The following is a 21,405-nucleotide window of genomic DNA, read 5'->3' as shown; positions in this document are numbered from 1 at the left end:
CACCAGTCCCGTCCAAAGTGGGTAACATTTCCAGTAGCTTACTCGTGTTTGTCTGCTGATGTCAGGCTCAGGGACAGGGCAACAATACCTTCGTCCAGCTGAATATCAACATCAAATCCAAGTTTTCGCGCCAGGGTCACCATACCGCGATTGTTAGGCATAGTAATGCCATTGAGACGTAACAATCCGTGATCTCGCGTATAACTGATGAGTTTTTCCAGCAGCCGTCTTCCCAGCCCCAGACCTTTGAGGTCGGAACGTACCAGTACAGCAAACTCTGCATCAACGTTATCCGGGTCAGAAATAGCACGCGTAACGCCGAGGATCTCATCCCCCTTATCAGAGCGACGAACGGCCACAAACGCCATTTCTCGATCGTAGTCGATCTGGGTCATATTGGCTAAATCATCGTGGGTAAATTCGTTGATTTCGCTAAAATAGCGATAATAAAGATCCTCTTTCGTGACCTGAGAGATAAAGGCCCGCAGCTGGGGTTCATCTTCCGGAAGAATAGGACGGAACAGCGCACGTTCTCCATTTTTCATCTCTACCCACTCCTCCAGTTGCAGAGGATACGGACGGATTGCCAGACGGCTCTCGCTGTCTCCTTCAAATGGCGCGATATCCAGCGTCACGTCCAGCGCCGTGAACTCATTGCCGGAGGCAAGGAGCGGATGGATATCCAGCCGCTGGATCTCGGCGCAATCTACAATCAGGTTAGACACCTGGACCAGGAACTGACTTAACCCGGCAATATCGAGCGGACGCAGCGCACTCCGGCCACGGATCTTTTTGCTTTTAATTGCCTGAATGATCAAATAGCGCGCCAGATTCATGTTCAGCGGCGGTAATGCCACCACGGCTTGCTCTTCCGGACGCCACTCAACGCCGCCTTCTCCCAACATGATCAGCGGGCCAAACACGGGGTCGTGTTCAACCACGACCCGCAATTCCTGAGCCCCTGCGCGGTTAGCCATGCTTTGCACCAGCAGCCCGTGGATCCTTGCCTGCGGCCAGGCCATTTTGACCCGATCGAAAATGGCATCTGCAGCCTGCTGCACCTCTGTCGCCGTGCGCAGGTATAACATAACCCCCTGAACATCGGACTTATGCGGAATATCCGGGGAGCGCAGCTTCAGGGCCACCGGATAGCCTATCTGCTCGGCGATGTGTACTGCCTCAGCGCTGTCGCTGGCGATCCAGGTCGGCAGGGTTTGCATGCCGTAACTGCCCAGAATGGGCTGGACTTCATGCGTATCAAGCGACGTCGCCCCCTCTTCGATAGCCTGCTGCAACAGGCGGTGAACGTCGACGGTATTCGCCGTCAGATTACCGGGCAGCGCCGGCGTTTCACGCAGCTGTTTCTGGTTGCGGCGATATTCCACCATGTGCATAAACGCGGTGATGGTGCCTTCCGGTGTACGGTAGGTTGGCAGCCCGGCTTCGCTGAACAAGCGTCGCGCCTCCTGAGAGGAAAACTCGCCGCACCAGTTGGTGAGCAGGGTGACATATTTGCCTCGCGGATGAGTACGCACGGCATCAATAAGCGCCCTCGCGCTTTCACTGCCCGGTGCGACCGCGCTGGGGGAGTGGATAATCATCAGCGCATCGAAATCCTGGCTGTCCAGCAAAATGGAGATAGCGCTGATATAGCGCTCGCTGCTGGCGTCATCGCGCAAATCAAGCGGGTTGCCGGGCGTCACGCTGGTCGGAAGCGCGTCTCTCAGGCGCTGCAGCGTCTCTTCACTCAGGGTTGCCAGCTTGCCGAAGCGGCGCCACAGTTCATCCAGCGCGAGGGCGGCAGGCGCGGCGCCGTTACTGACAATCATTAACTTCTCGCCTCGCAGCGGGCGCATATGGCTTAACGTTTCAACGGCGGAAAACAGCTCGTGCGTATCCTGTACCCGCAGCAACCCCGCGCGCTGAATGGCTGCATCCCAGGCGGGATCCATACCGGAATGGGAATGCAGCAGACGTTGGGCCGCAGGGCTGCGACCGCTTTTGATCACCAGGATCGGCTTATTACGCGACGCACTTCGCGAAGCCGATACAAAGCGACGGGCGTCGCTAAGATGCTCAAGATAAAGCAGGATCGCACTGGTTTTGCTGTCTCGTGCGAGAAAATCCAGCAGTTCATCAACGTCGATATCCAGGCTATCGCCGAGGGCAATGAAGTAGGAAAATCCCATTTCACGCTGCTGCGCCCAGTCGAGAATGGTGTTTGATACCGCAGCCGACTGCGAAATAAACGCGAGCTTGCCTTTGCGGATCGGTACCGGAGAGAAGCTGGCATTCAGCCCCTGCCAGGGAGCGAGCAGGCCCAGACTGTTTGGCCCAAGAATGCGCATCTGATAGCGGCTGGCGCAGGCCAGAAGTTCGCTTTTTTGCTCAGGGGGAGACGAGAGAATAATGCAGGTTTTACATCCCTTCTTGCCGAGTGATTCCAGCAGTTCCGGATTTCGCTTCGCATTGGTACAGAGTACGGCAAGATCGGGCACGAAAGGCAGGCTTTGCACATCGGGCCAGGCTAGTACGCCCTGAACCGCTTTATAAGCCGGTGTGACGGGCATGACGGGGCCATGAAATCCACCGGCCAGCAGGTTACGCATCATCAGATAGCCTGCACGATCCGGTTTCATTGATGCGCCGATGACGGCAATGGATTTAGGACGAAGTAGCGCTTCTAACCCTCGCTGGCTCATGCAGGCCTCCTGTGAATGCAAGCGACCTGATGATTTTAAACGCTTTCTGGCTCTGTTGCTGTGACACTGCCCTTATGAACGGTTTTTCCCGCCAGATAGCGCTCCCGGAAACGTGAGAAATGGTTGCCCAGGGCGCCTGCCGCCGCGGTATCTCCCGCTAAATCCAGAAGCGCTATGGCCACTTCGGCGGTGCAGTATTGCCCGTCAGCATGCGCTTCACGCAGCCGATAGGCGGAGACGCGGGAAAGATCGACAGAAATCACCGGCAGGGCGTCGAGGTAAGGGCTCTTGCGAAACATTTTCCGCGCTTCGGTCCAGGTGCCGTCGAGCATAATAAACAGCGGCGGCTTCCCGGATGGCGGTACCGAAAGCACCTGGCGATCGGCCCCTGCATAAGAGGCGGGGAAAACGACCATCGGCTGATAGTCCGGGCTTGCCACCAGGTCGAGCAGGGCCTGAGGGGGTTCTGTACGGGACCACTGAAACGCGGCGGTATTAGGCAGAATATCGGCGATAAGACGTCCCGTATTGCTGGGTTTCATCGGCTCGGTATCGAACATGACCAGACAAAAACGACTCTCTGCCGTACCCGGGACCAACGTCTCACACAGACAAACCTTCAGCGGTAACAGGCAGCGCTGACAGCGACGAATACGATTGCCGCGGGCAAGAAAGGGGCGAGTCGCGCGGGCAAGGCGTTCGGCGCGTAATTGAAGAACAGCGTTATTTGTCATGGGCGAAATGGAGGAAAAACCCTATTTTCGCAGAGGCGGGAACGGGGCACAAGATGTGCCCCGTGAATGTTACAGTGATTCGTTAAGCCAGCTATCAAACGGAGCTTTTGGTACCGCACCGTTGAGCATGTCGACCACTTCACCCTTTTTGAAGATCATAATGGTCGGAATGCTGCGGATCTGAAAACGCGCGCTAAGCTCACGCTCCGCCTCAGTATTGACCTTAACAAAGCGCATTTTACCGCTGCGCTCTTCGGCGACATCTTCAAAGATTGGCGCGAAGTTTCGGCACGGGCCGCACCATGGTGCCCAGAAATCGACCACCACAGGGAGATCGTCCTTGAGGAGTTTGTCCAGCGTAGCACCCGTCGCGTTAATGACATCGCCATCAAACAATTCATGGCCACAACGTCCGCATTTCGCACCATCTTCGATCCGATCGTCCGGAATGCGATTAAGAGCCTGACAGTTGGCACATACGGTATTCATAACTAACCTCTGATAGAGCCGTGGGACAGCGGCAGTGCGCCGATTATGTTTCCAATATGTTACATATTATCAATGAGCCTGTTTGAAACAACAATGCGTTTTATTCAATGAGAACAATAGTCACAGGCTTTTGTACGAAATTATGGCTATGCGCTGGCACATCGGGTAATCTGCGCGCTTCGCGCAGCGCTGGTGGAGAAAAGCATGAACGACGAAATGAAAAACAAAAGCGGCAAGGTCAAAGTGATGTATGTCCGCAGTGATGATGACTCTGATAAACGCACCCAAAATCCGCGTACCGGAAAAGGTGGCGGGCGTCCGGCGTCTTCTCGTGCAGACGGTGGCCGTCGCCCCGCCCGCGATGACAGAAACAACCGCGGTGATGACCGCAAACGTGATGACCGTAAACGTGACGATCGCAAACGCGATGACTTCTCACGTGATAACGCCTCCCCGTGGCGCACCGTTTCGCGCGCGCCGGGTGACGAGACGCCAGAAAAAGCCGATCACGGCGGTATCAGCGGTAAAAGCTTTATCGACCCGGAAGTGCTGCGTCGTCAGCGTGCGGAAGAGACCCGCGTATATGGCGAGAACGCCTGCCAGGCGCTGTTCCAGAGCCGTCCTGAGTGTATCGTCCGCGCCTGGTTTATCCAGAGCGTAACCCCGCGCTTTAAAGAAGCGCTGCGCTGGATGGCTGCAAACCGTAAAGCTTACCACGTGGTTGATGATGCCGAACTGACCAAAGCGTCAGGAACCGAGCACCACGGCGGCGTTTGCTTCCTGATCAAAAAACGTAACGGCACAACCGTTCAGCAGTGGGTCAGCCAGGCGGATGCCGATGACTGCGTGCTGGCGCTGGAAGATGTCGGTAACCCGCACAACCTGGGTGCAATGATGCGCAGTTGCGCGCACTTTGGCGTGAAAGGCGTGCTGCTGCAGGATGCTGCGCTGCTGGAATCCGGCGCCGCGATCCGTACTGCCGAAGGCGGAGCCGAGCACGTTCAGCCGATCACCGGCGACAGCGTTCTGGATGCCCTGGAGCAGTTCCGTAAAGCGGGCTATTCCATTGTCACGACGTCGAGCCATGCTGGTACGCCGCTGTTTAAAGCGACGCTGCCGCGTAAAATGGTTCTGGTGCTGGGTCAGGAGCGCGATGGTTTGTCTGACGCGGCGCTCTCCAGTGCGGATCTGAGCGTTTCTATCGACGGGACAGGTAATGTGGAAAGTCTGAACGTGTCCGTTGCGACCGGCGTACTGCTGGCCGAATGGTGGCGTCAGAATAAGGCATAAGCCTCTTATGTGCCGGGTCAGCCCCGGCACATTCAAACCTTACTCGCTTTCTGCCGGCAACACAGGCATCCAGTCAATCGGCGTTTCGCCACGTTTTTCCAGCCATTCATTCGCCAGAACAAAATGATTACTGCCAAAGAAGCCGCGATGTGCAGACAGCGGTGACGGATGCGGTGCTTTCAGGACATGATGACGCTGACGGTCGATGATCGCCCCTTTCTTCTGCGCATGCGATCCCCAAAGTAAAAAAACCACCCCTTCACGATGCTCATTGATAAGGCTGATGACTTTATCGGTGAACGTTTCCCAGCCCAGGCTGGCGTGCGAGTGCGCCTGGCCCGCTCTTACGGTGAGCACGGTGTTTAATAACAGCACGCCCTGGCGCGCCCAGCTTTCCAGGTAACCGTGCGTGGGGCGGGTAAACCCGGGCACGGTTCCCTCAAGCTCTTTATACATATTGAGCAGAGAAGGGGGGATAGCTACGCCTGGACGTACGGAAAACGCCAGCCCGTGCGCCTGGCCCGGACCATGGTAAGGATCCTGGCCAAGGATCACGACTTTAACATCGCTCAACTCGGTATAGCGAAACGCGTTGAAAACATCCTTCTGCGGAGGATAAATCGTCTGGCCAGACTGTCGCTCTGCCGCAACGGTACTGAGGGTGTTAATAAAGTAGGGTTTCTGTTTCTCTTCTGCCAGCACATCGTGCCATGTCAACGGGGTGGTCATCTCGCTCTCCTGCGGATCTCATTCTGCGTCTAGCTTAACCGTTATAGTCGCGGGTGCAAAATCAGAGGCGGAAATAGGCGTAAGTCACTCAATTTGTGTTGAAATTATGCGTTATAAGTTGAATTGGTAAGATCGTAAAATTGATCTGGAACAATAAAATCAGACCACACTCTTTGTGTGGTTGGTGTTTTTGTTGATTTAAATCAATAAATCACCGGGGTGTGAATGATATATATACACACAAGAAACAATGGTTTTACCAATTGGCCGCGCGAGGCCGGCATCAGTTAATGTAGCCTAAGGGAGGCAACACATGATTACAGGTATCCAGATTACTAAAGCTGCAAATGACGATCTGCTCAACTCTTTCTGGCTGCTGGACAGTGAGAAAAACGAAGCGCGCTGTGTCGTCGCGAAAGCAGGTTTTGCTGAAGACGAAATCGTGCCAGTGAGCAAACTGGGCGAGATCGAGTACCGTGAAATCCCAATGGAAGTGAAACCGGAAGTGCGCGTGGAAGGTGGTCAACACCTGAACGTTAACGTGCTGCGCCGCGAAACGCTGATGGACGCGGTTGAGCATCCGGAGAAGTATCCACAGCTGACCATTCGCGTGTCCGGCTATGCTGTGCGTTTTAACTCTCTCACCCCAGAGCAGCAGCGCGACGTTATCGCGCGTACCTTTACTGAAAGCCTGTAATGGCTTCAGGCTGGGTGGAATAAAAAAGCCGGGATTCCCGGCTTTTTTTTACTCTTCTGTTTTTGGCTCTGTCGCGGCAGAGCTTGGCTTACGGCGCTTACCAATATTTTTGGTATCGCGGTGGCGCTGTTTCACGCGCGGCTTCTCTTTTTCTTTCTCTTTTCGCTCAGCACGTTTCGCGAGTGCTTTCTTGGACGGTTTACCCGTCATCTTCTCACTCGGCGCACGTGTGGTCGGGCGGAGCTCGTCGATGACGCGCGCTTTCAGCGGCTCATCAACATAGCGGCCAATTTTCTTCAGCAGCAGGTAGTCATGAGCCTCGACCAGTGAAATCGCAATACCTTTGCGACCCGCGCGGCCGGTACGACCAATACGATGCAGATAGGTATCTCCGCTGCGCGGCATATCGAAGTTAATGACGTGGCTGACGTCCGGGATGTCGATCCCGCGTGCGGCAACGTCGGTGGCAACCAGCACGTTAACACGGCCATCGGTCAGGCGCTTAATACCTTCGGTACGCTTGATCTGCGCCATCTCGCCTTCAAGATAGCAGTTGTTGATGCCGGCATTACGCAGCATTTCAGCCAGCTCGTGTACACGCTCGCGCTTACGCACGAAAACGATGGTACGGGTAGCTTCTTCCTGCTTCAGCAGGTGCTTAAGCAACGCCACCTTGTGCTCGAGATTGTCTGCGCGGTAGTACCACTGGTGGATCTTCTTACGCTCGCGTGTGGACGGCGTGGCAGACACTTCAACCGGATCATCCAGCAGACGCTCTGCAAAATCATTAATTGCTTCCCCTTCGAGGGTGGCAGAGAACAGCATCGTCTGGTTACGCCAGCGCGTCTCACCGGCAATGTGCTCGATATCCTGGGCAAAGCCCATGTCCAGCATGCGGTCGGCTTCATCCAGAATCAGCGTTTCAACCGCGCGGCAGTCGAAGTTCTCTTCTTTGATGTACTGCAGCAGACGGCCCGTCGTCGCCACGACGATGTCCTGGTTTTCGCTGAACACTTCGGCGTGGTTCATGTACGCAACGCCGCCGGTGATGGTAGCAATATCCAGATGCGTATTCGCCGCGAGTTCACGCGCGTGATCGGCAACCTGCATAGCCAGTTCGCGCGTAGGCGTCAGGATTAAAATACGCGGCGGGCCAGATTTTTTACGTGGAAAATCGAGCAGATGCTGCAACACAGGCAGCAAATAGGCTGCTGTCTTCCCCGTGCCGGTTGGCGCAGAACCGAGCACATCGCGGCCCTCAAGCGCAGGCGGAATGGCCGCTGCCTGAATGGCGGTCGGGCGTGTAAAGCCTTTGCTCTCAAGGGCATTGAGCAGGCTTTCATCGAGTTCAAGTTCGGAAAAAGTCGTTACAGTCATGTTCTACCTCTGTGTGGGGCGCTGATTATAGACGTTACGGCTGTAATCTTCATCTGTTTGTATGGATATCGCTTTCCGGCCACTTCGCTTTCCCCTATGCTACTCCAGTTTCACTTAGAAGGTTGCCCTGACATGTCTCAACTCAAAGCGCAGCTGCGCCGCGATGGTTTTACGTTTAAACAATTTTTTGTCGCTCACGATCGCTGTGCCATGAAGGTCGGTACAGACGGTATTTTACTGGGAGCGTGGGCGCCTGTCGCAGGCGTTAAGCGTATTCTTGATATCGGTACCGGCAGCGGGCTGGTGGCGTTGATGCTGGCGCAACGTACTGAAGAGCATGTCACCATTGACGCCGTCGAACTGGATGCGCAGGCAGCAGAGCAGGCGAGTGAAAATGTGGCTGAATCCCCGTGGGCGGCCCGGATGAGAGTGGAGTGCGCGGATGTGCTGGCCTGGGCGCCTGAACAGACCGCACGATACGATTTGATCGTCAGTAACCCTCCGTACTACGAGCCCGGCGTGGAGTGCGGTACGCCTGAGCGTCAGCTGGCGCGTTATACCCATAACCTCGATCATAAAGCCCTGCTCATCAGTGCGGCAGAACTCATCTCTGAAGACGGTTTTTTCTGCGTGGTGCTGCCGGAAAGCACGGGCAACACATTTATTGGTATCGCCCAGGAGATCGGCTGGACGTTACGTCTGCGTACCGATATTTCGGACACTGAAGGTCGGCTGCCGCACCGCGTGCTGCTGGCGCTCTCGCCGAAAGAGGGGGAGTGCTTTAATGATCGAATGGTGATCCGTGGGCCAGACCAGCGTTATTCCGAAGATTACACTGCCCTGACCCAGGCGTTTTATCTGTTTATGTAAACCTGCGGGGCGAGTATTGACGGTCCGGACTCCGCAAGCTGATCCGGATAGTCCAGGGTATAGTGCAAGCCGCGGCTCTCTTTACGCATCATCGCGCAGCGAACGATCAGCTCGGCAACCTGTACCAGGTTACGCAGCTCCAGCAAATTGTTGGAGACACGGAAATTGGCATAGTATTCATCAATTTCCTGCTGCAGCATGGTGATGCGGCGCAACGCGCGTTCAAGACGTTTCGTGGTGCGCACAATTCCGACGTAATCCCACATAAACAGCCGTAGCTCATGCCAGTTATGCTGAATCACGACCAGCTCGTCCGGGTTTTCCACACGGCTTTCATCCCACGCCGGTAAGCGTTCTGTCTCACGGGCATAAGGCATGCGTTTCGTGATGTCTTCTGCGGCAGACCAGCCGTACACCAGACACTCCAGCAGAGAGTTAGAGGCCATACGGTTCGCGCCGTGAAGGCCGGTATAACTCACTTCACCGATAGCGTACAGGCCATCCACATCGGTACGACCATGATCGTCAACCATTACGCCACCGCAGGTATAGTGAGCGGCTGGGACAATGGGGACCGGATCGCGGGTTAAATCAATGCCCAGACCGAGCAGTTTTTCGTAAATCATCGGGAAATGCTGACGAATAAATTCTGCAGGCTTGTGGCTGATATCGAGATACATGCAGTCCACGCCAAGACGTTTCATCTCATGGTCAATGGCGCGAGCGACGATATCGCGGGGGGCCAGTTCGCCCCGGGCGTCAAAGTCCGGCATAAAGCGGGTGCCGTCAGGGCGTTTCAGGTAAGCCCCTTCACCGCGCAGGGCTTCCGTCAGCAGGAAGTTGCGTGCCTGCGGGTGAAACAGGGCGGTCGGGTGAAACTGGTTAAACTCGAGGTTCGCTACGCGACAACCGGCACGCCAGGCCATAGCGATCCCATCTCCGGAGGCAATGTCCGGATTAGTGGTGTACTGATACACCTTGGAAGCCCCCCCCGTCGCCAGCACGACGGCTTTCGCCTGACAGGTTTCCACCTTCTCTTTATTCCGGTTCCAGACCCAGGCACCCACCACGCGACGCGTGCCGGGCAGGCCAATTTTGTCGGAGATAATCAGGTCAACGGCATTACTTCGCTCAAGCACCCGAATATTAGGATGGTTCAGCGCTTTACTGACCAGCGTGGTCTCTACCTCTTTTCCGGTGGCATCCGCTGCGTGCAGGATGCGGCGGTGGCTATGGCCGCCTTCGCGGGTCAGGTGGTAGCTCTCTTCACCGTTGGGTTGGACCTGCGTATCGAATAACACGCCCTGGTCGATGAGCCACTGAACGCAATGACGGGCATTGCTGGCGACAAACTCTGCGGCGTGCGCATCCACGATCCCGGCCCCGGCGATCAGCGTATCGTCGACGTGGGATGCAATGCTGTCTGTTTCATCAAACACGGCGGCAATGCCACCCTGGGCGTAAAACGTGGAACCTTCACTGATCGGCCCTTTACTCAGAACGATTACGTTCTGGTGCTCGGCCAGGCGCAGCGCCAGAGAGAGCCCGGCAGCGCCGCTGCCGATGATCAATACATCACAATGGAGTTCGGGTGTTGTGTTCATGATTGTTGTTTAATTTACTAAACAGTGTTGAGTCAGAATAGCACCCGCGTGCGATATATCGCACGTTTTTTTTAAAGGTTGTTGCAATGGCTAAACGAGTAAGCCGAGGTAAACGGAGGGTAAATGAGTGAAATTATTTTGCGAAGCAGATCGTTAGCGTCAGATTTTGTGGTGAAATAAAGACTGTGTTGCGTTACTCTTCTGGCGGGAAAAAGATGTTTCTTGTCAGAAAGTGGTGCGTATCGTGAACAGACTTATAATGAGAGAAAATGACCAGTCTGCGGCGCGATGAACAAAAACAAAGGCGTTACGGAACTTATTGAAGAACAGACACTCTAATTCGGTGCTTGCTCAAAGTGCAGTGTTTTTAGAGTGGCGTTTCGCTAACGCGTGGAATTTAGGTTTGGGGAGACATTACCTCGGATGAGCGAGCAGTTAACGGACCAGGTCCTGGTTGAACGGGTCCAGAAGGGAGATCAGAAAGCCTTTAACCTACTGGTGGTGCGCTACCAGCATAAGGTGGCGAGCCTGGTTTCCCGCTATGTACCCTCAGGCGACGTGCCTGATGTGGTGCAAGAGTCTTTTATTAAGGCCTATCGCGCGCTGGATTCTTTCCGGGGAGATAGTGCTTTTTACACCTGGCTGTACCGTATTGCGGTCAATACGGCAAAGAACTATCTGGTCGCTCAGGGCCGTCGTCCGCCATCAAGTGATGTGGACGCTATCGACGCCGAAAACTTCGAAAGTGGCGGCGCACTGAAAGAAATTTCGAACCCTGAGAACTTAATGTTGTCAGAAGAACTGAGACAAATCGTTTTTCGCACGATCGAGTCGCTCCCGGAAGATTTACGCATGGCAATTACGTTACGGGAGCTGGATGGTCTGAGCTATGAAGAGATAGCCGCTATCATGGATTGTCCGGTCGGCACGGTACGTTCACGAATTTTCCGTGCGCGAGAAGCCATTGATAATAAAGTTCAACCGCTTATCAGGCGTTGACGATAGCGGGATACTGGAAAAGGTATTAGGCATGCAGAAAGAAAAACTTTCCGCTTTAATGGATGGTGAAACGGTCGATAATGAGCTGCTCAACGAGCTGTCTCATTCTCCCGAAATGCAAGAGACCTGGGAGAGTTATCATCTCATCCGTGACACCCTTCGCGGTGATACCGGCGAGGTTCTCCATTTCGATATCTCAGCACGCGTCATGGCGGCAATTGAGAATGAGCCTGTTCATCAGACCACTCCGCTGATTCCTCAAGCTCAACCCGCGCCCCACCAGTGGCAGAAAATGCCATTCTGGCAAAAGGTGCGTCCGTGGGCCAGCCAGCTTACCCAAATGGGTGTGGCTGCATGCGTATCGCTTGCAGTTATCGTTGGCGTCCAGCACTATAATGCTCAGTCTGAAACTAATCAGCAGCCAGAAGCGCCAGTGTTTAATACACTGCCGATGATGGGCAAAGCCAGCCCGGTCAGTCTGGGCGTACCGGCTGATGCTTCCGCCAGCGGCGGCCAGCAACAGCAGGTCCAGGAGCAGCGCCGTCGCATTAATGCGATGTTGCAGGATTACGAGTTGCAGCGTCGTCTGCACTCTGAACAGCTTCAGTTTGAGCAGGCGCAAACACAGCAAGCCGCTGTGCAGGTGCCCGGAAACCAAACTTTAGGAACGCAATCGCAGTAATGAAGCAACTTTGGTTCGCCATGTCTCTGATGGCGGGTAGCCTGTTCTTCTCTGCCAACGCCTCGGCTGATGTTTCATCCGGGGCGTTGTTGCAGCAAATGAATCTGGCCAGCCAGTCACTCAATTACGAGTTGGCATTTATCAGCATCAACAAGCAGGGCGTCGAATCGTTACGCTATCGCCATGCCCGTCTTGATAACCAGCCACTCGCCCAGCTTTTACAGATGGATGGTCCGCGACGTGAAGTGGTCCAGCGTGGTAACGAAATCAGTTATTTCGAGCCAGGCCTGGAGCCTTTTACGCTGAATGGCGACTACATCGTTGATTCTCTGCCGTCACTGATTTACACCGACTTTAAACGGCTTGCTCCTTACTACGATTTTATTTCGGTAGGGCGTACACGCATCGCGGACCGGTTGTGCGAGGTGATCCGCGTGGTTGCCCGGGACGGAACGCGCTACAGCTATATTGTCTGGATTGACGCGGAAACCAAACTCCCCATGCGTGTAGATCTGCTCGACCGTGACGGCGAAACGCTGGAACAGTTCCGCGTGATCTCCTTCAGCGTGAACAACCAGGTTGGTAACAGCATGCAGAATCTGGCGAAAGCCAGCCTGCCGCCGCTGCTTTCTGTTCCGGCCGGGGATTCCGTGAATTTCAACTGGGTACCGTCATGGATCCCACAAGGGTTTAGTGAGGTTTCCAGCAGCCGTCGGCAGTTGCCAACGATTGAAACGCCGGTGGAATCGCGTCTCTATTCCGACGGGTTGTTCAGCTTCTCGGTGAATATTAATCGCGCAACGGCAAACAGCGCCGAACAGATGCTGCGCACCGGGCGTCGTACGGTCAGCACCACGGTACGCGATAACGCTGAGATCACCATTGTGGGCGAGCTTCCCCCGCAAACGGCGAAGCGCATTTCCGACAGCATTAAATTCAGGACCGCACAATGATTAAAGAGTGGGCTACGGTTGTCTCGTGGCAGGATGGCATTGCGCTGGTGAGCTGTGATGTAAAAGCCTCATGTAACAGTTGTGCCTCCAGAGCCGGTTGCGGTAGCCGCGTGCTGAATAAGCTCGGGCCGCAAACTACGCACACGATTTCTGTGCCAAGTGAGCAACCGCTGATGGCAGGGCAGAAGGTAGAGCTGGGTATTGCCGAAGGGAGCTTGCTCAGTTCCGCGATGCTGGTTTATCTCTCTCCGCTGGTCGGGCTGTTTATTATGGGCGGCCTGTTCCAGATGCTGTTTGCTACCGATGTGGCCGCCATGTGCGGTGCTGCCCTGGGTGGCGTGGGGGGATTCTGGCTTGCCAAAGGTCTCTCTCCGAAGCTCGCGACGCGTGAGGAGTGGCAGCCTGTCATTCTTAGCGTTGGCCTGGCGCCAGACCAGCTTCGCGTTGAAACGCTCTCTTCTGAGGCCCGGTGATCCATCGGGCTTTATCATTTTTTACGTCCTTAAACAGAAAACGTCCTTTCTTCACGCTATACCTGTCTCTAAGTGCATTTCCAGGTAGCGAGGATGTAGTGTAGAATGCTGCGTTTTCGCACTGAAAAACGTCAGGCTAAGAACAGCGGCCTCCAGGAATTCGTAAGGCATAATTATTTAACTATATGAAGAACATACGTAACTTTTCGATCATTGCTCACATTGACCACGGTAAGTCGACGCTGTCTGACCGTATTATCCAGATTTGCGGTGGCCTGTCTGATCGTGAAATGGAAGCCCAGGTTCTGGACTCCATGGACCTGGAACGCGAACGCGGTATTACCATTAAAGCGCAGAGCGTCACGCTGGATTACAAAGCGGCTGATGGCGAAACCTATCAGCTGAACTTTATCGACACCCCAGGCCACGTTGACTTCTCCTATGAGGTTTCACGCTCGCTGGCGGCCTGTGAAGGCGCGCTGCTGGTGGTCGACGCCGGGCAGGGCGTAGAAGCCCAGACCCTGGCAAACTGCTACACCGCGATGGAAATGGATCTCGAAGTTGTGCCGGTTCTGAACAAGATCGACTTGCCAGCCGCCGATCCTGAGCGCGTAGCGGAAGAGATTGAAGATATTGTCGGCATTGACGCGACCGACGCTGTGCGCTGCTCGGCGAAAACCGGTGTCGGCGTGACCGATGTGCTGGAACGCCTGGTGCGTGATATTCCGGCCCCGGAAGGCGATCCGGATGCTCCATTGCAGGCGCTGATTATCGACTCCTGGTTTGATAACTATCTGGGCGTTGTCTCCCTGGTGCGTATTAAAAACGGTACCCTGCGTAAAGGCGACAAAATCAAGGTCATGAGTACCGGACAGGTCTACAACGCCGACCGTCTGGGTATTTTCACGCCAAAACAGGTCGACCGTACCGAGCTGACATGCGGCGAAGTAGGCTGGCTGGTCTGCGCCATCAAAGACATCCTCGGCGCGCCAGTGGGCGATACCCTGACCGGTGCACGTAACCCGGCAGAAAAAGCGCTGCCAGGCTTTAAAAAGGTCAAACCGCAGGTTTACGCGGGCTTGTTCCCGGTCAGCTCTGACGACTACGAAAACTTCCGTGATGCGCTCGGCAAACTGAGCCTGAACGATGCCTCCCTGTTCTACGAGCCAGAAAGCTCAACGGCGCTGGGCTTCGGTTTCCGCTGCGGCTTCCTCGGTCTGCTGCACATGGAGATCATTCAGGAGCGTCTGGAGCGTGAATACGATCTGGATCTGATCACCACCGCACCGACGGTAGTGTATGAAGTTGAAACCACGTCGAAAGAGGTGATCTACGTCGACAGCCCGTCCAAGCTTCCGCCGCTGAACAACATTCATGAGCTGCGTGAGCCAATTGCAGAGTGTCATATGCTGTTGCCGCAGGAGTACCTGGGTAACGTCATTACGCTGTGCGTTGAGAAGCGTGGCGTGCAGACCAACATGGTTTACCACGGTAACCAGGTGGCGCTGACCTATGAAATCCCGATGGCTGAAGTGGTTCTCGATTTCTTCGACCGTCTGAAGTCGACCTCCCGTGGCTATGCGTCGCTGGATTACAACTTCAAGCGCTTCCAGGCCTCCAACATGGTACGTGTGGACGTGCTGATCAACGGTGAGCGTGTGGATGCGCTGGCGCTGATCACTCACAACGACAATGCGCCATACCGTGGTCGCGAGCTGGTTGAGAAGATGAAAGATCTGATCCCACGCCAGCAGTTTGATATCGCGATCCAGGCGGCCATCGGCAACCACATCATCGCGCGTTCTACCGTGAAACAGCTGCGTAAAAACGTTCTGGCGAAATGTTATGGCGGTGACGTCAGCCGTAAGAAAAAGCTGCTCCAGAAGCAGAAAGAAGGTAAGAAGCGTATGAAGCAGGTCGGTAACGTCGAGCTGCCGCAGGAAGCATTCCTTGCCATCCTTCATGTTGGTAAAGACGGCAAATAACCCTAAGGAGTTGGCATGGCGAACATGTTTGCCCTGATCCTGGTCATTGCTACCCTGGTGACAGGTCTGTTGTGGTGTCTGGATAAGTTTATCTTCGCCCCAAAACGTCGCGAACGTCAGGCTGCCGCGCAGGCAGCCACTGGCGATGGGATTGACGCGAAAACCCTGAAAAAAGTTGGCCCGAAACCGGGCTGGCTGGAAACAGGCGCCTCGGTCTTTCCGGTGCTGGCGATTGTGCTGGTGGTACGTTCGTTTATTTACGAGCCGTTCCAGATCCCATCCGGTTCCATGATGCCAACGCTGCTGATTGGCGATTTTATTCTGGTAGAGAAGTTTGCCTACGGCATTAAAGATCCTATCTACCAGAAAACGCTGATCGAAACCGGTCATCCGAAACGCGGCGACATCGTGGTGTTCAAATATCCGGAAGATCCGCGCCTGGACTACATCAAGCGCGCGGTAGGTCTGCCGGGTGATAAAGTGACCTACGATCCGGTTGCGAAGGAAGTCACCGTTCAGCCTGGCTGCAGCTCCGGTACCGCGTGCGAAAATGCGCTGCCAATCACCTACTCCAACGTTGAGCCAAGCGATTTTGTGCAGACTTTTGCCCGTCGTAACGGCGGTGAAGCGACCAGCGGGTTCTTCCAGGTCCCGAAAGGCGAAACCAAAGAGGACGGTATCCGTCTGGTTGAACGCAAAGAGACGCTGGGGGATGTGACTCATCGCATCCTCACTGTGCCGATCGCGCAGGATCAGCTGGGTATGTATTACAAACAGCCAGGCCAGCAGCTGGCGAGCTGGATCGTACCGCCTGGACATTACTTCATGATGGGTGATAACCGCGATAACTCTGCGGACAGCCGTTACTGGGGCTTTGTGCCGGAAGCGAATCTGGTTGGTAAAGCAACCGCGATCTGGATGAGTTTTGAGAAGCAGGAAGGCGAATGGCCGACCGGCGTACGCCTGAATCGTATTGGCGGAATCCATTAATTCGCATTAAAAGAACACGTAGCCGCGTTATTTCGCGGCTACGTGAATTATTTCCACGATAAATCTCTTCGAACTAACGACATCCCCTGTCGTTGTGTATAGAATATTCCCCCGAAGTTTAAGGTTGGCCCTGCAAGGGTGCCACGGCACACGAAACCGCGTTGGTTTTCTCAGGTCGGTTTCGTGTGCTGCATTTTTGACGCATTCATTTATTGGTATCGCATGAACCCCATCGTAATTAATCGGCTTCAACGGAAGCTGGGCTACACTTTTCATCATCAGGAGTTGTTGCAACAGGCATTAACCCACCGCAGTGCCAGCAGCAAACATAATGAGCGTCTCGAGTTTTTAGGCGACTCTATTTTAAGTTTCGTGATTGCGAATGCGCTTTATCATCGTTTCCCGCGAGTGGATGAAGGTGATATGAGCCGCATGCGTGCCACGCTGGTTCGGGGTAATACCCTTGCGGAAATCGCGCGTGAATTTGAACTGGGCGAATGTCTGCGTCTTGGGCCGGGTGAACTGAAAAGCGGCGGCTTCCGTCGTGAATCTATTCTTGCCGATACGGTCGAAGCATTAATTGGTGGTGTGTTCCTGGACAGCGATATCCAGACCGTAGAAAAGCTGATCCTCAACTGGTATCAGACCCGCCTGGACGAAATCAGCCCGGGCGATAAACAAAAAGATCCGAAAACGCGTCTGCAGGAATATTTGCAGGGTCGTCATCTGCCGCTGCCATCGTATCTGGTGGTGCAGGTTCGTGGCGAAGCGCACGATCAGGAATTTACCATCCATTGCCAGGTCAGTGGCCTGAGTGAACCGGTGGTGGGCACAGGTTCAAGCCGCCGTAAGGCTGAACAGGCTGCCGCCGAACAGGCGTTAAAAATGCTGGAGCTGGAATGAGCATCGATAAAACCTATTGCGGATTTATTGCTATCGTCGGACGTCCGAACGTTGGCAAATCCACCCTGTTAAATAATCTGCTCGGGCAGAAGATTTCCATTACCTCGCGTAAGGCGCAGACCACGCGTCACCGCATCGTGGGCATCCATACGGAAGGCGCGTATCAGGCGATCTACGTCGATACCCCTGGCCTGCATATGGAAGAGAAGCGTGCCATCAACCGTCTGATGAACAAGGCGGCGAGCAGCTCCATTGGCGACGTAGAGCTGGTGATTTTCGTTGTTGAAGGGACCCGCTGGACGCCGGACGACGAGATGGTGCTGAACAAGCTGCGTGACGGCAAAACGCCGGTCATCCTCGCGGTCAACAAAGTTGACAACGTGCAGGAAAAGGCCGACCTGCTGCCGCATCTGCAGTGGCTGGGCAGCCAGATGAACTTCCTCGACATCGTTCCGCTGTCCGCTGAGACCGGCCTGAACGTGGATACCATCGCGGGTATTGTGCGTAAGCACCTGCCGGAAGCGATTCACCACTTCCCGGAAGACTACATCACCGACCGTTCTCAGCGCTTTATGGCGTCTGAAATCATCCGTGAAAAGCTGATGCGTTTCCTGGGCGCTGAACTGCCGTACTCTGTGACGGTGGAGATCGAGCGTTTCCAGAGCAACGAGCGTGGCGGCTACGACATCAATGGCCTGATCCTCGTTGAGCGTGAAGGGCAGAAGAAGATGGTGATCGGCAACAAAGGCGCCAAGATCAAAACCATCGGCATTGAAGCCCGTAAAGATATGCAGGAGATGTTCGAAGCGCCGGTTCACCTCGAACTGTGGGTGAAAGTGAAATCTGGCTGGGCCGATGATGAGCGTGCTCTGCGCAGCCTCGGTTACGGCGAAGACCAGTAACCTAAGACGACGAGCATATGGATGGATGGCAGCGTGCCTTTGTCCTTCATAGTCGTCCCTGGAGCGAAACCAGCCTTATGCTGGACGTCTTCACGGAAGAGTCGGGTCGTGTGCGCCTTGTTGCCAAAGGCGCACGTTCGAAACGTTCTAATCTGAAAGGCGCCTTACAGCCTTTCACGCCGCTGCTGGTTCGCTTTGGCGGGCGTGGGGAAGTGAAAACCCTGCGTAGTGCCGAAGCCGTCTCCCTGGCGCTCCCCCTTTCCGGTATCACACTCTATAGCGGTCTGTACGTCAATGAACTCATCTCACGAGTTCTGGAACATGAGACGCGCTTCTCTGAACTGTTTTTCGATTATCTGCACTGTATCCAGGCCCTGGCTGGCGCAACCGGCTCGCCTGAACCCGCCCTGCGTCGTTTTGAACTGGCCCTGCTGGGCCACCTGGGCTACGGTGTTGATTTTCTTCATTGTGCGGGCAGTGGGGAAGAGGTTGATGAGACGATGACCTATCGCTATCGCGAAGAAAAAGGGTTTATCGCCAGCGTCGTGATTGATAACAATACCTTTACCGGACGCCAGCTCCGGGCGCTGTATGAGCGTGAGTTTCCCGACCAGGACACCCTGCGCGCAGCAAAACGCTTTACCCGGATTGCGCTCAAGCCGTATCTTGGCGGCAAGCCCTTAAAGAGCCGCGAATTATTCAGGCAGTTTATGCCGAAACGTTAGACCACAGAATCGAAAAGAAAACCGAGGATTGTCATGGCTGAATTATTGTTAGGCGTCAACATTGATCACATCGCCACACTGCGTAATGCGCGCGGCACGGCGTATCCCGATCCGGTTCAGGCGGCGTTTATCGCTGAACAGGCTGGCGCCGACGGCATTACCGTTCACCTGCGTGAAGATCGCCGCCATATTACTGACCGCGACGTGCGCATTCTGCGTCAGACGCTGGATACCCGCATGAATCTGGAGATGGCGGTCACCGAAGAGATGCTGACCATTGCCTGCGAAACCCAGCCGCATTTCTGCTGCCTGGTGCCTGAAAAGCGTCAGGAAGTGACGACCGAAGGCGGTCTGGATGTTGCCGGCCAGCTCGATAAAATGCGCGATGCCTGCAAACGCCTGGCGGATGCCGGTATCCTGGTGTCTCTCTTTATTGACGCCGATTTCACCCAGATTAAAGCGGCGGCCGACGTGGGTGCGCCGTATATCGAAATTCACACTGGCTGCTACGCTGATGCCAAAAACGATGAAGAGCAGGCCAAAGAACTGGAGCGTATCGCAAAAGCCGCGACTTACGCCGCGAGCCTGGGGCTGAAGGTTAACGCCGGACACGGTCTGACCTACCACAACGTGAAAGCCATTGCCGCCCTGCCTGAAATGCATGAGCTGAATATCGGCCATGCGATCATTGGCCGTGCGGTGATGAGCGGCCTGAAAGAGGCGGTCTCAGAAATGAAACGCCTGATGCTGGAAGCGCGTCAGTAATGGCCATTCTGGGCTTAGGCACCGATATCGTTGAAATAGCCCGCATTGAAGCGGTGATCGCCCGTAGTGGCGATCGCCTCGCAAGACGCGTGCTGAGCGATAACGAATGGGCTAGCTGGGAAGCGCATCAGCAGCCGGTGCGTTTTCTGGCGAAGCGCTTTGCGGTCAAAGAGGCCGCCGCTAAAGCCTTCGGAACCGGCATTCGTAATGGTCTGGCGTTTAACCAGTTTGAAGTGTTTAACGATGAGCTGGGTAAGCCACGCCTGCGTTTATGGGGCGAGGCGCAAAAGCTGGCAGAAAGGCTGGGCGTGAATCACATGCACGTGACGCTTGCCGATGAACGGCACTATGCCTGCGCGACGGTGATTATTGAAAGCTAGAGTTTGTCCGCATGGTGCATCAGAACAAACTTATCCCATAACTGCTCTTCGCTCTCAACGTGTGCCGGATCCTTCAGGATGGTATTCGGGATCGGGCACACTTTCTGACAGGTCGGCGTTTCATAGTGGCCGACGCACTCCGTGCAGCGGTCGCTGTTAATCTCATAAATGCTGTCGCCCATCGAAATGGCCTGGTTCGGACACTCCGGTTCGCACATATCGCAATTGATGCATTTTTTGGTAATTAACAGCGCCATCGGGAAATTCTCAGAAACAACACAAACTGGGCGGGCATTATACGCGTCAAACCAGTTTCTTTACCAGTTCTTCACTGTGACGAATACGATCTGGCGCATGCTCCAGATCCTGTTGCACCAGCGCCATAAACAGCAGGTCGGTCAACATCATTTGCGCACTCGTCGAGGAGATCGCGGCGCTGCGCGTGGCCTGTTCTTCTGCAATGGTATATAAACAGCGCGTAGCCCGTTGCTGCAGGGCATTTGGCGTAAAACCGGTAATCGCCAGAATTTTACCGCCGACGCGCAGGGCTTCATCGGTGGCCATATTGATTTCACGGCGCTCGCCGGAATAGGAGATCGCCAGCAGCAGATCGTCAGGATCCATCGCCTGTACGGTCGCCAGCAGGGCGTGCATATCCTGCTCGACGATGGCGTTAAGCCCAATTTTTGTCAGCTTCCAGCCAAAGTTACGCGCCACCAGTCCGGACGCGCCGATGCCGGTCAGTATGATACGCCGTGCGCCACGCAGCATCGCCACGCTCTCCAGCAACTTCTCTTCGGTATTCACGTCAAGCGTCGCATGCATTGCTGCGACGTTCTCCTTGATCAGCTTTTCGCCCACCAGCCGCATCGGATCATCACCGCGGATCTGATTATGCACCGGCATAGACTGCGGGTTGGGGTTGCTTGCCAGCGCTTCACTGATCGCCAGTTTGAGGGCAGGGAACCCCTTAAAACCAATCTTCTGGGCAAATTTCACCACGCTCGACTGGCTCACCCCGGCTTCGCTCGCCAGCTGCTGCGAGCTGAGATGGCGCGCGCGATCGGGTTGAGAAAGCAGAAAATCCGCCAGCTTTTTGTCGCTTTGAGCAAAGCCTGCATAACGCTGGCGAATGCGAATTAAACAGTTCATAGGT

General features: G+C 54.9%; 23 protein-coding genes. 15 read left to right on the top strand and 8 right to left on the bottom strand.

Features of this window, described 5'->3' with window-relative positions:
* Positions 1-38: 38 nt before the first annotated feature.
* The 3 genes from C1N69_RS16965 to trxC all read right to left on the bottom strand — a co-directional run bounded on the left by C1N69_RS16965 (position 39) and on the right by trxC (position 3,925).
* Entirely contained in the window at positions 39-2,702 is a 2,664-nt protein-coding gene (locus C1N69_RS16965) for a bifunctional acetate--CoA ligase family protein/GNAT family N-acetyltransferase (RefSeq protein ID WP_059386025.1), read from the bottom strand.
* 35 nt (positions 2,703-2,737) lie between these two features.
* The gene (gene tapT, locus C1N69_RS16960; RefSeq protein WP_045284614.1) at positions 2,738-3,436 is read right to left on the bottom strand and encodes a tRNA-uridine aminocarboxypropyltransferase; all 699 of its coding nucleotides are present in this window, start codon (positions 3,434-3,436) and stop codon (positions 2,738-2,740) included.
* A gap of 69 nt (positions 3,437-3,505) precedes the next feature.
* A complete protein-coding gene (gene trxC, locus C1N69_RS16955; protein WP_025757627.1) occupies positions 3,506-3,925 on the bottom strand; it encodes a thioredoxin TrxC in 420 nt (139 codons plus the stop codon).
* A 204-nt stretch (positions 3,926-4,129) separates the two neighbouring features.
* On the opposite strand from trxC, the gene C1N69_RS16950 reads away from it, so the two are divergent.
* A complete protein-coding gene (locus C1N69_RS16950) occupies positions 4,130-5,215 on the top strand; it encodes a tRNA/rRNA methyltransferase (protein ID WP_025757629.1) in 1,086 nt (361 codons plus the stop codon).
* 39 nt (positions 5,216-5,254) lie between these two features.
* Here the strand turns inward: C1N69_RS16950 and ung are convergent, their stop codons facing one another.
* Positions 5,255-5,944, bottom strand: coding sequence for a uracil-DNA glycosylase (gene ung / locus C1N69_RS16945; protein ID WP_059386024.1), 690 nt, complete (start codon positions 5,942-5,944; stop codon positions 5,255-5,257).
* 313 nt (positions 5,945-6,257) lie between these two features.
* Here ung and grcA point away from each other — a divergent pair, with 313 nt between their 5' ends.
* The gene (gene grcA, locus C1N69_RS16940) at positions 6,258-6,641 is read left to right on the top strand and encodes an autonomous glycyl radical cofactor GrcA (protein ID WP_008502190.1); all 384 of its coding nucleotides are present in this window, start codon (positions 6,258-6,260) and stop codon (positions 6,639-6,641) included.
* A 48-nt stretch (positions 6,642-6,689) separates the two neighbouring features.
* Here the strand turns inward: grcA and srmB are convergent, their stop codons facing one another.
* Positions 6,690-8,018 carry an ATP-dependent RNA helicase SrmB gene (srmB, locus tag C1N69_RS16935; RefSeq protein ID WP_047959258.1) on the bottom strand — a complete coding sequence of 443 codons (1,329 nt, stop codon included), beginning with the start codon at positions 8,016-8,018 and terminating at the stop codon, positions 6,690-6,692.
* A gap of 132 nt (positions 8,019-8,150) precedes the next feature.
* Here srmB and trmN point away from each other — a divergent pair, with 132 nt between their 5' ends.
* Positions 8,151-8,888 (top strand): tRNA(1)(Val) (adenine(37)-N(6))-methyltransferase TrmN, encoded by a 738-nt coding sequence (trmN, locus tag C1N69_RS16930; protein WP_155031572.1) that lies wholly within the window; start codon positions 8,151-8,153, stop codon positions 8,886-8,888.
* Here the strand turns inward: trmN and nadB are convergent.
* Positions 8,873-10,492 carry an L-aspartate oxidase gene (gene nadB, locus C1N69_RS16925; protein WP_155031571.1) on the bottom strand — a complete coding sequence of 540 codons (1,620 nt, stop codon included), beginning with the start codon at positions 10,490-10,492 and terminating at the stop codon, positions 8,873-8,875. The two genes, trmN and nadB, sit on opposite strands and share 16 nt — an antisense overlap.
* A 343-nt stretch (positions 10,493-10,835) precedes the next feature.
* Between nadB and rseD the strand changes: the two genes are divergently transcribed.
* From rseD to acpS, 12 genes are all read left to right on the top strand, one after another.
* Complete coding sequence (rseD, locus tag C1N69_RS23175) at positions 10,836-10,919, top strand: rpoE leader peptide RseD (protein ID WP_141237592.1); 84 nt, start codon at positions 10,836-10,838, stop codon at positions 10,917-10,919.
* Positions 10,916-11,491, top strand: coding sequence for an RNA polymerase sigma factor RpoE (gene rpoE / locus C1N69_RS16915; protein WP_006176728.1), 576 nt, complete (start codon positions 10,916-10,918; stop codon positions 11,489-11,491). The genes rseD and rpoE overlap by 4 nt, the downstream gene beginning before the upstream one ends.
* A 31-nt stretch (positions 11,492-11,522) precedes the next feature.
* Positions 11,523-12,173 carry an anti-sigma-E factor RseA gene (rseA, locus tag C1N69_RS16910; RefSeq protein ID WP_155031570.1) on the top strand — a complete coding sequence of 217 codons (651 nt, stop codon included), beginning with the start codon at positions 11,523-11,525 and terminating at the stop codon, positions 12,171-12,173.
* Positions 12,173-13,126, top strand: a complete 954-nt coding sequence (gene rseB / locus C1N69_RS16905) for a sigma-E factor regulatory protein RseB (RefSeq protein WP_025757639.1) — start codon at positions 12,173-12,175, stop codon at positions 13,124-13,126. The genes rseA and rseB overlap by 1 nt, the downstream gene beginning before the upstream one ends.
* The gene (gene rseC / locus C1N69_RS16900; protein ID WP_045284608.1) at positions 13,123-13,599 is read left to right on the top strand and encodes a SoxR-reducing system protein RseC; all 477 of its coding nucleotides are present in this window, start codon (positions 13,123-13,125) and stop codon (positions 13,597-13,599) included. The genes rseB and rseC overlap by 4 nt, the downstream gene beginning before the upstream one ends.
* A 185-nt stretch (positions 13,600-13,784) precedes the next feature.
* On the top strand, positions 13,785-15,584 hold the full coding sequence (gene lepA, locus C1N69_RS16895; protein WP_025757641.1) for a translation elongation factor 4: 1,800 nt from the start codon (positions 13,785-13,787) through the stop codon (positions 15,582-15,584).
* A gap of 15 nt (positions 15,585-15,599) precedes the next feature.
* On the top strand, positions 15,600-16,574 hold the full coding sequence (gene lepB / locus C1N69_RS16890) for a signal peptidase I (RefSeq protein ID WP_045284607.1): 975 nt from the start codon (positions 15,600-15,602) through the stop codon (positions 16,572-16,574).
* A 222-nt stretch (positions 16,575-16,796) separates the two neighbouring features.
* Positions 16,797-17,477: a ribonuclease III gene (gene rnc, locus C1N69_RS16885; RefSeq protein WP_003860711.1), complete on the top strand. Its 681-nt coding sequence runs from the start codon at positions 16,797-16,799 to the stop codon at positions 17,475-17,477.
* Positions 17,474-18,379: a GTPase Era gene (gene era, locus C1N69_RS16880; protein WP_025757643.1), complete on the top strand. Its 906-nt coding sequence runs from the start codon at positions 17,474-17,476 to the stop codon at positions 18,377-18,379. The genes rnc and era overlap by 4 nt, the downstream gene beginning before the upstream one ends.
* Positions 18,380-18,396: 17 nt before the next feature.
* Positions 18,397-19,104 carry a DNA repair protein RecO gene (gene recO, locus C1N69_RS16875; protein ID WP_045284606.1) on the top strand — a complete coding sequence of 236 codons (708 nt, stop codon included), beginning with the start codon at positions 18,397-18,399 and terminating at the stop codon, positions 19,102-19,104.
* A 33-nt stretch (positions 19,105-19,137) separates the two neighbouring features.
* Complete coding sequence (gene pdxJ, locus C1N69_RS16870) at positions 19,138-19,869, top strand: pyridoxine 5'-phosphate synthase (protein WP_025757646.1); 732 nt, start codon at positions 19,138-19,140, stop codon at positions 19,867-19,869.
* Entirely contained in the window at positions 19,869-20,249 is a 381-nt protein-coding gene (gene acpS, locus C1N69_RS16865; protein ID WP_155031569.1) for a holo-ACP synthase, read from the top strand. Before pdxJ ends, acpS begins: the two co-directional genes overlap by 1 nt.
* Here acpS and C1N69_RS16860 read toward each other — a convergent pair.
* Together C1N69_RS16860 and C1N69_RS16855 are read right to left on the bottom strand one after the other, a co-directional pair.
* Complete coding sequence (locus C1N69_RS16860; protein ID WP_025757648.1) at positions 20,246-20,506, bottom strand: YfhL family 4Fe-4S dicluster ferredoxin; 261 nt, start codon at positions 20,504-20,506, stop codon at positions 20,246-20,248. The two genes, acpS and C1N69_RS16860, sit on opposite strands and share 4 nt — an antisense overlap.
* Positions 20,507-20,552: 46 nt before the next feature.
* Positions 20,553-21,401: a MurR/RpiR family transcriptional regulator gene (locus C1N69_RS16855; protein WP_025757650.1), complete on the bottom strand. Its 849-nt coding sequence runs from the start codon at positions 21,399-21,401 to the stop codon at positions 20,553-20,555.
* Positions 21,402-21,405: the final 4 nt, after the last annotated feature.

Origin of the sequence: Enterobacter sichuanensis (assembly GCF_009036245.1) — a bacterium.
GTDB lineage: Bacteria > Pseudomonadota > Gammaproteobacteria > Enterobacterales > Enterobacteriaceae > Enterobacter > Enterobacter sichuanensis.
Note: the sequence above shows the minus strand (reverse complement) of the source record. Positions and strands in the feature narration are given on the sequence as shown.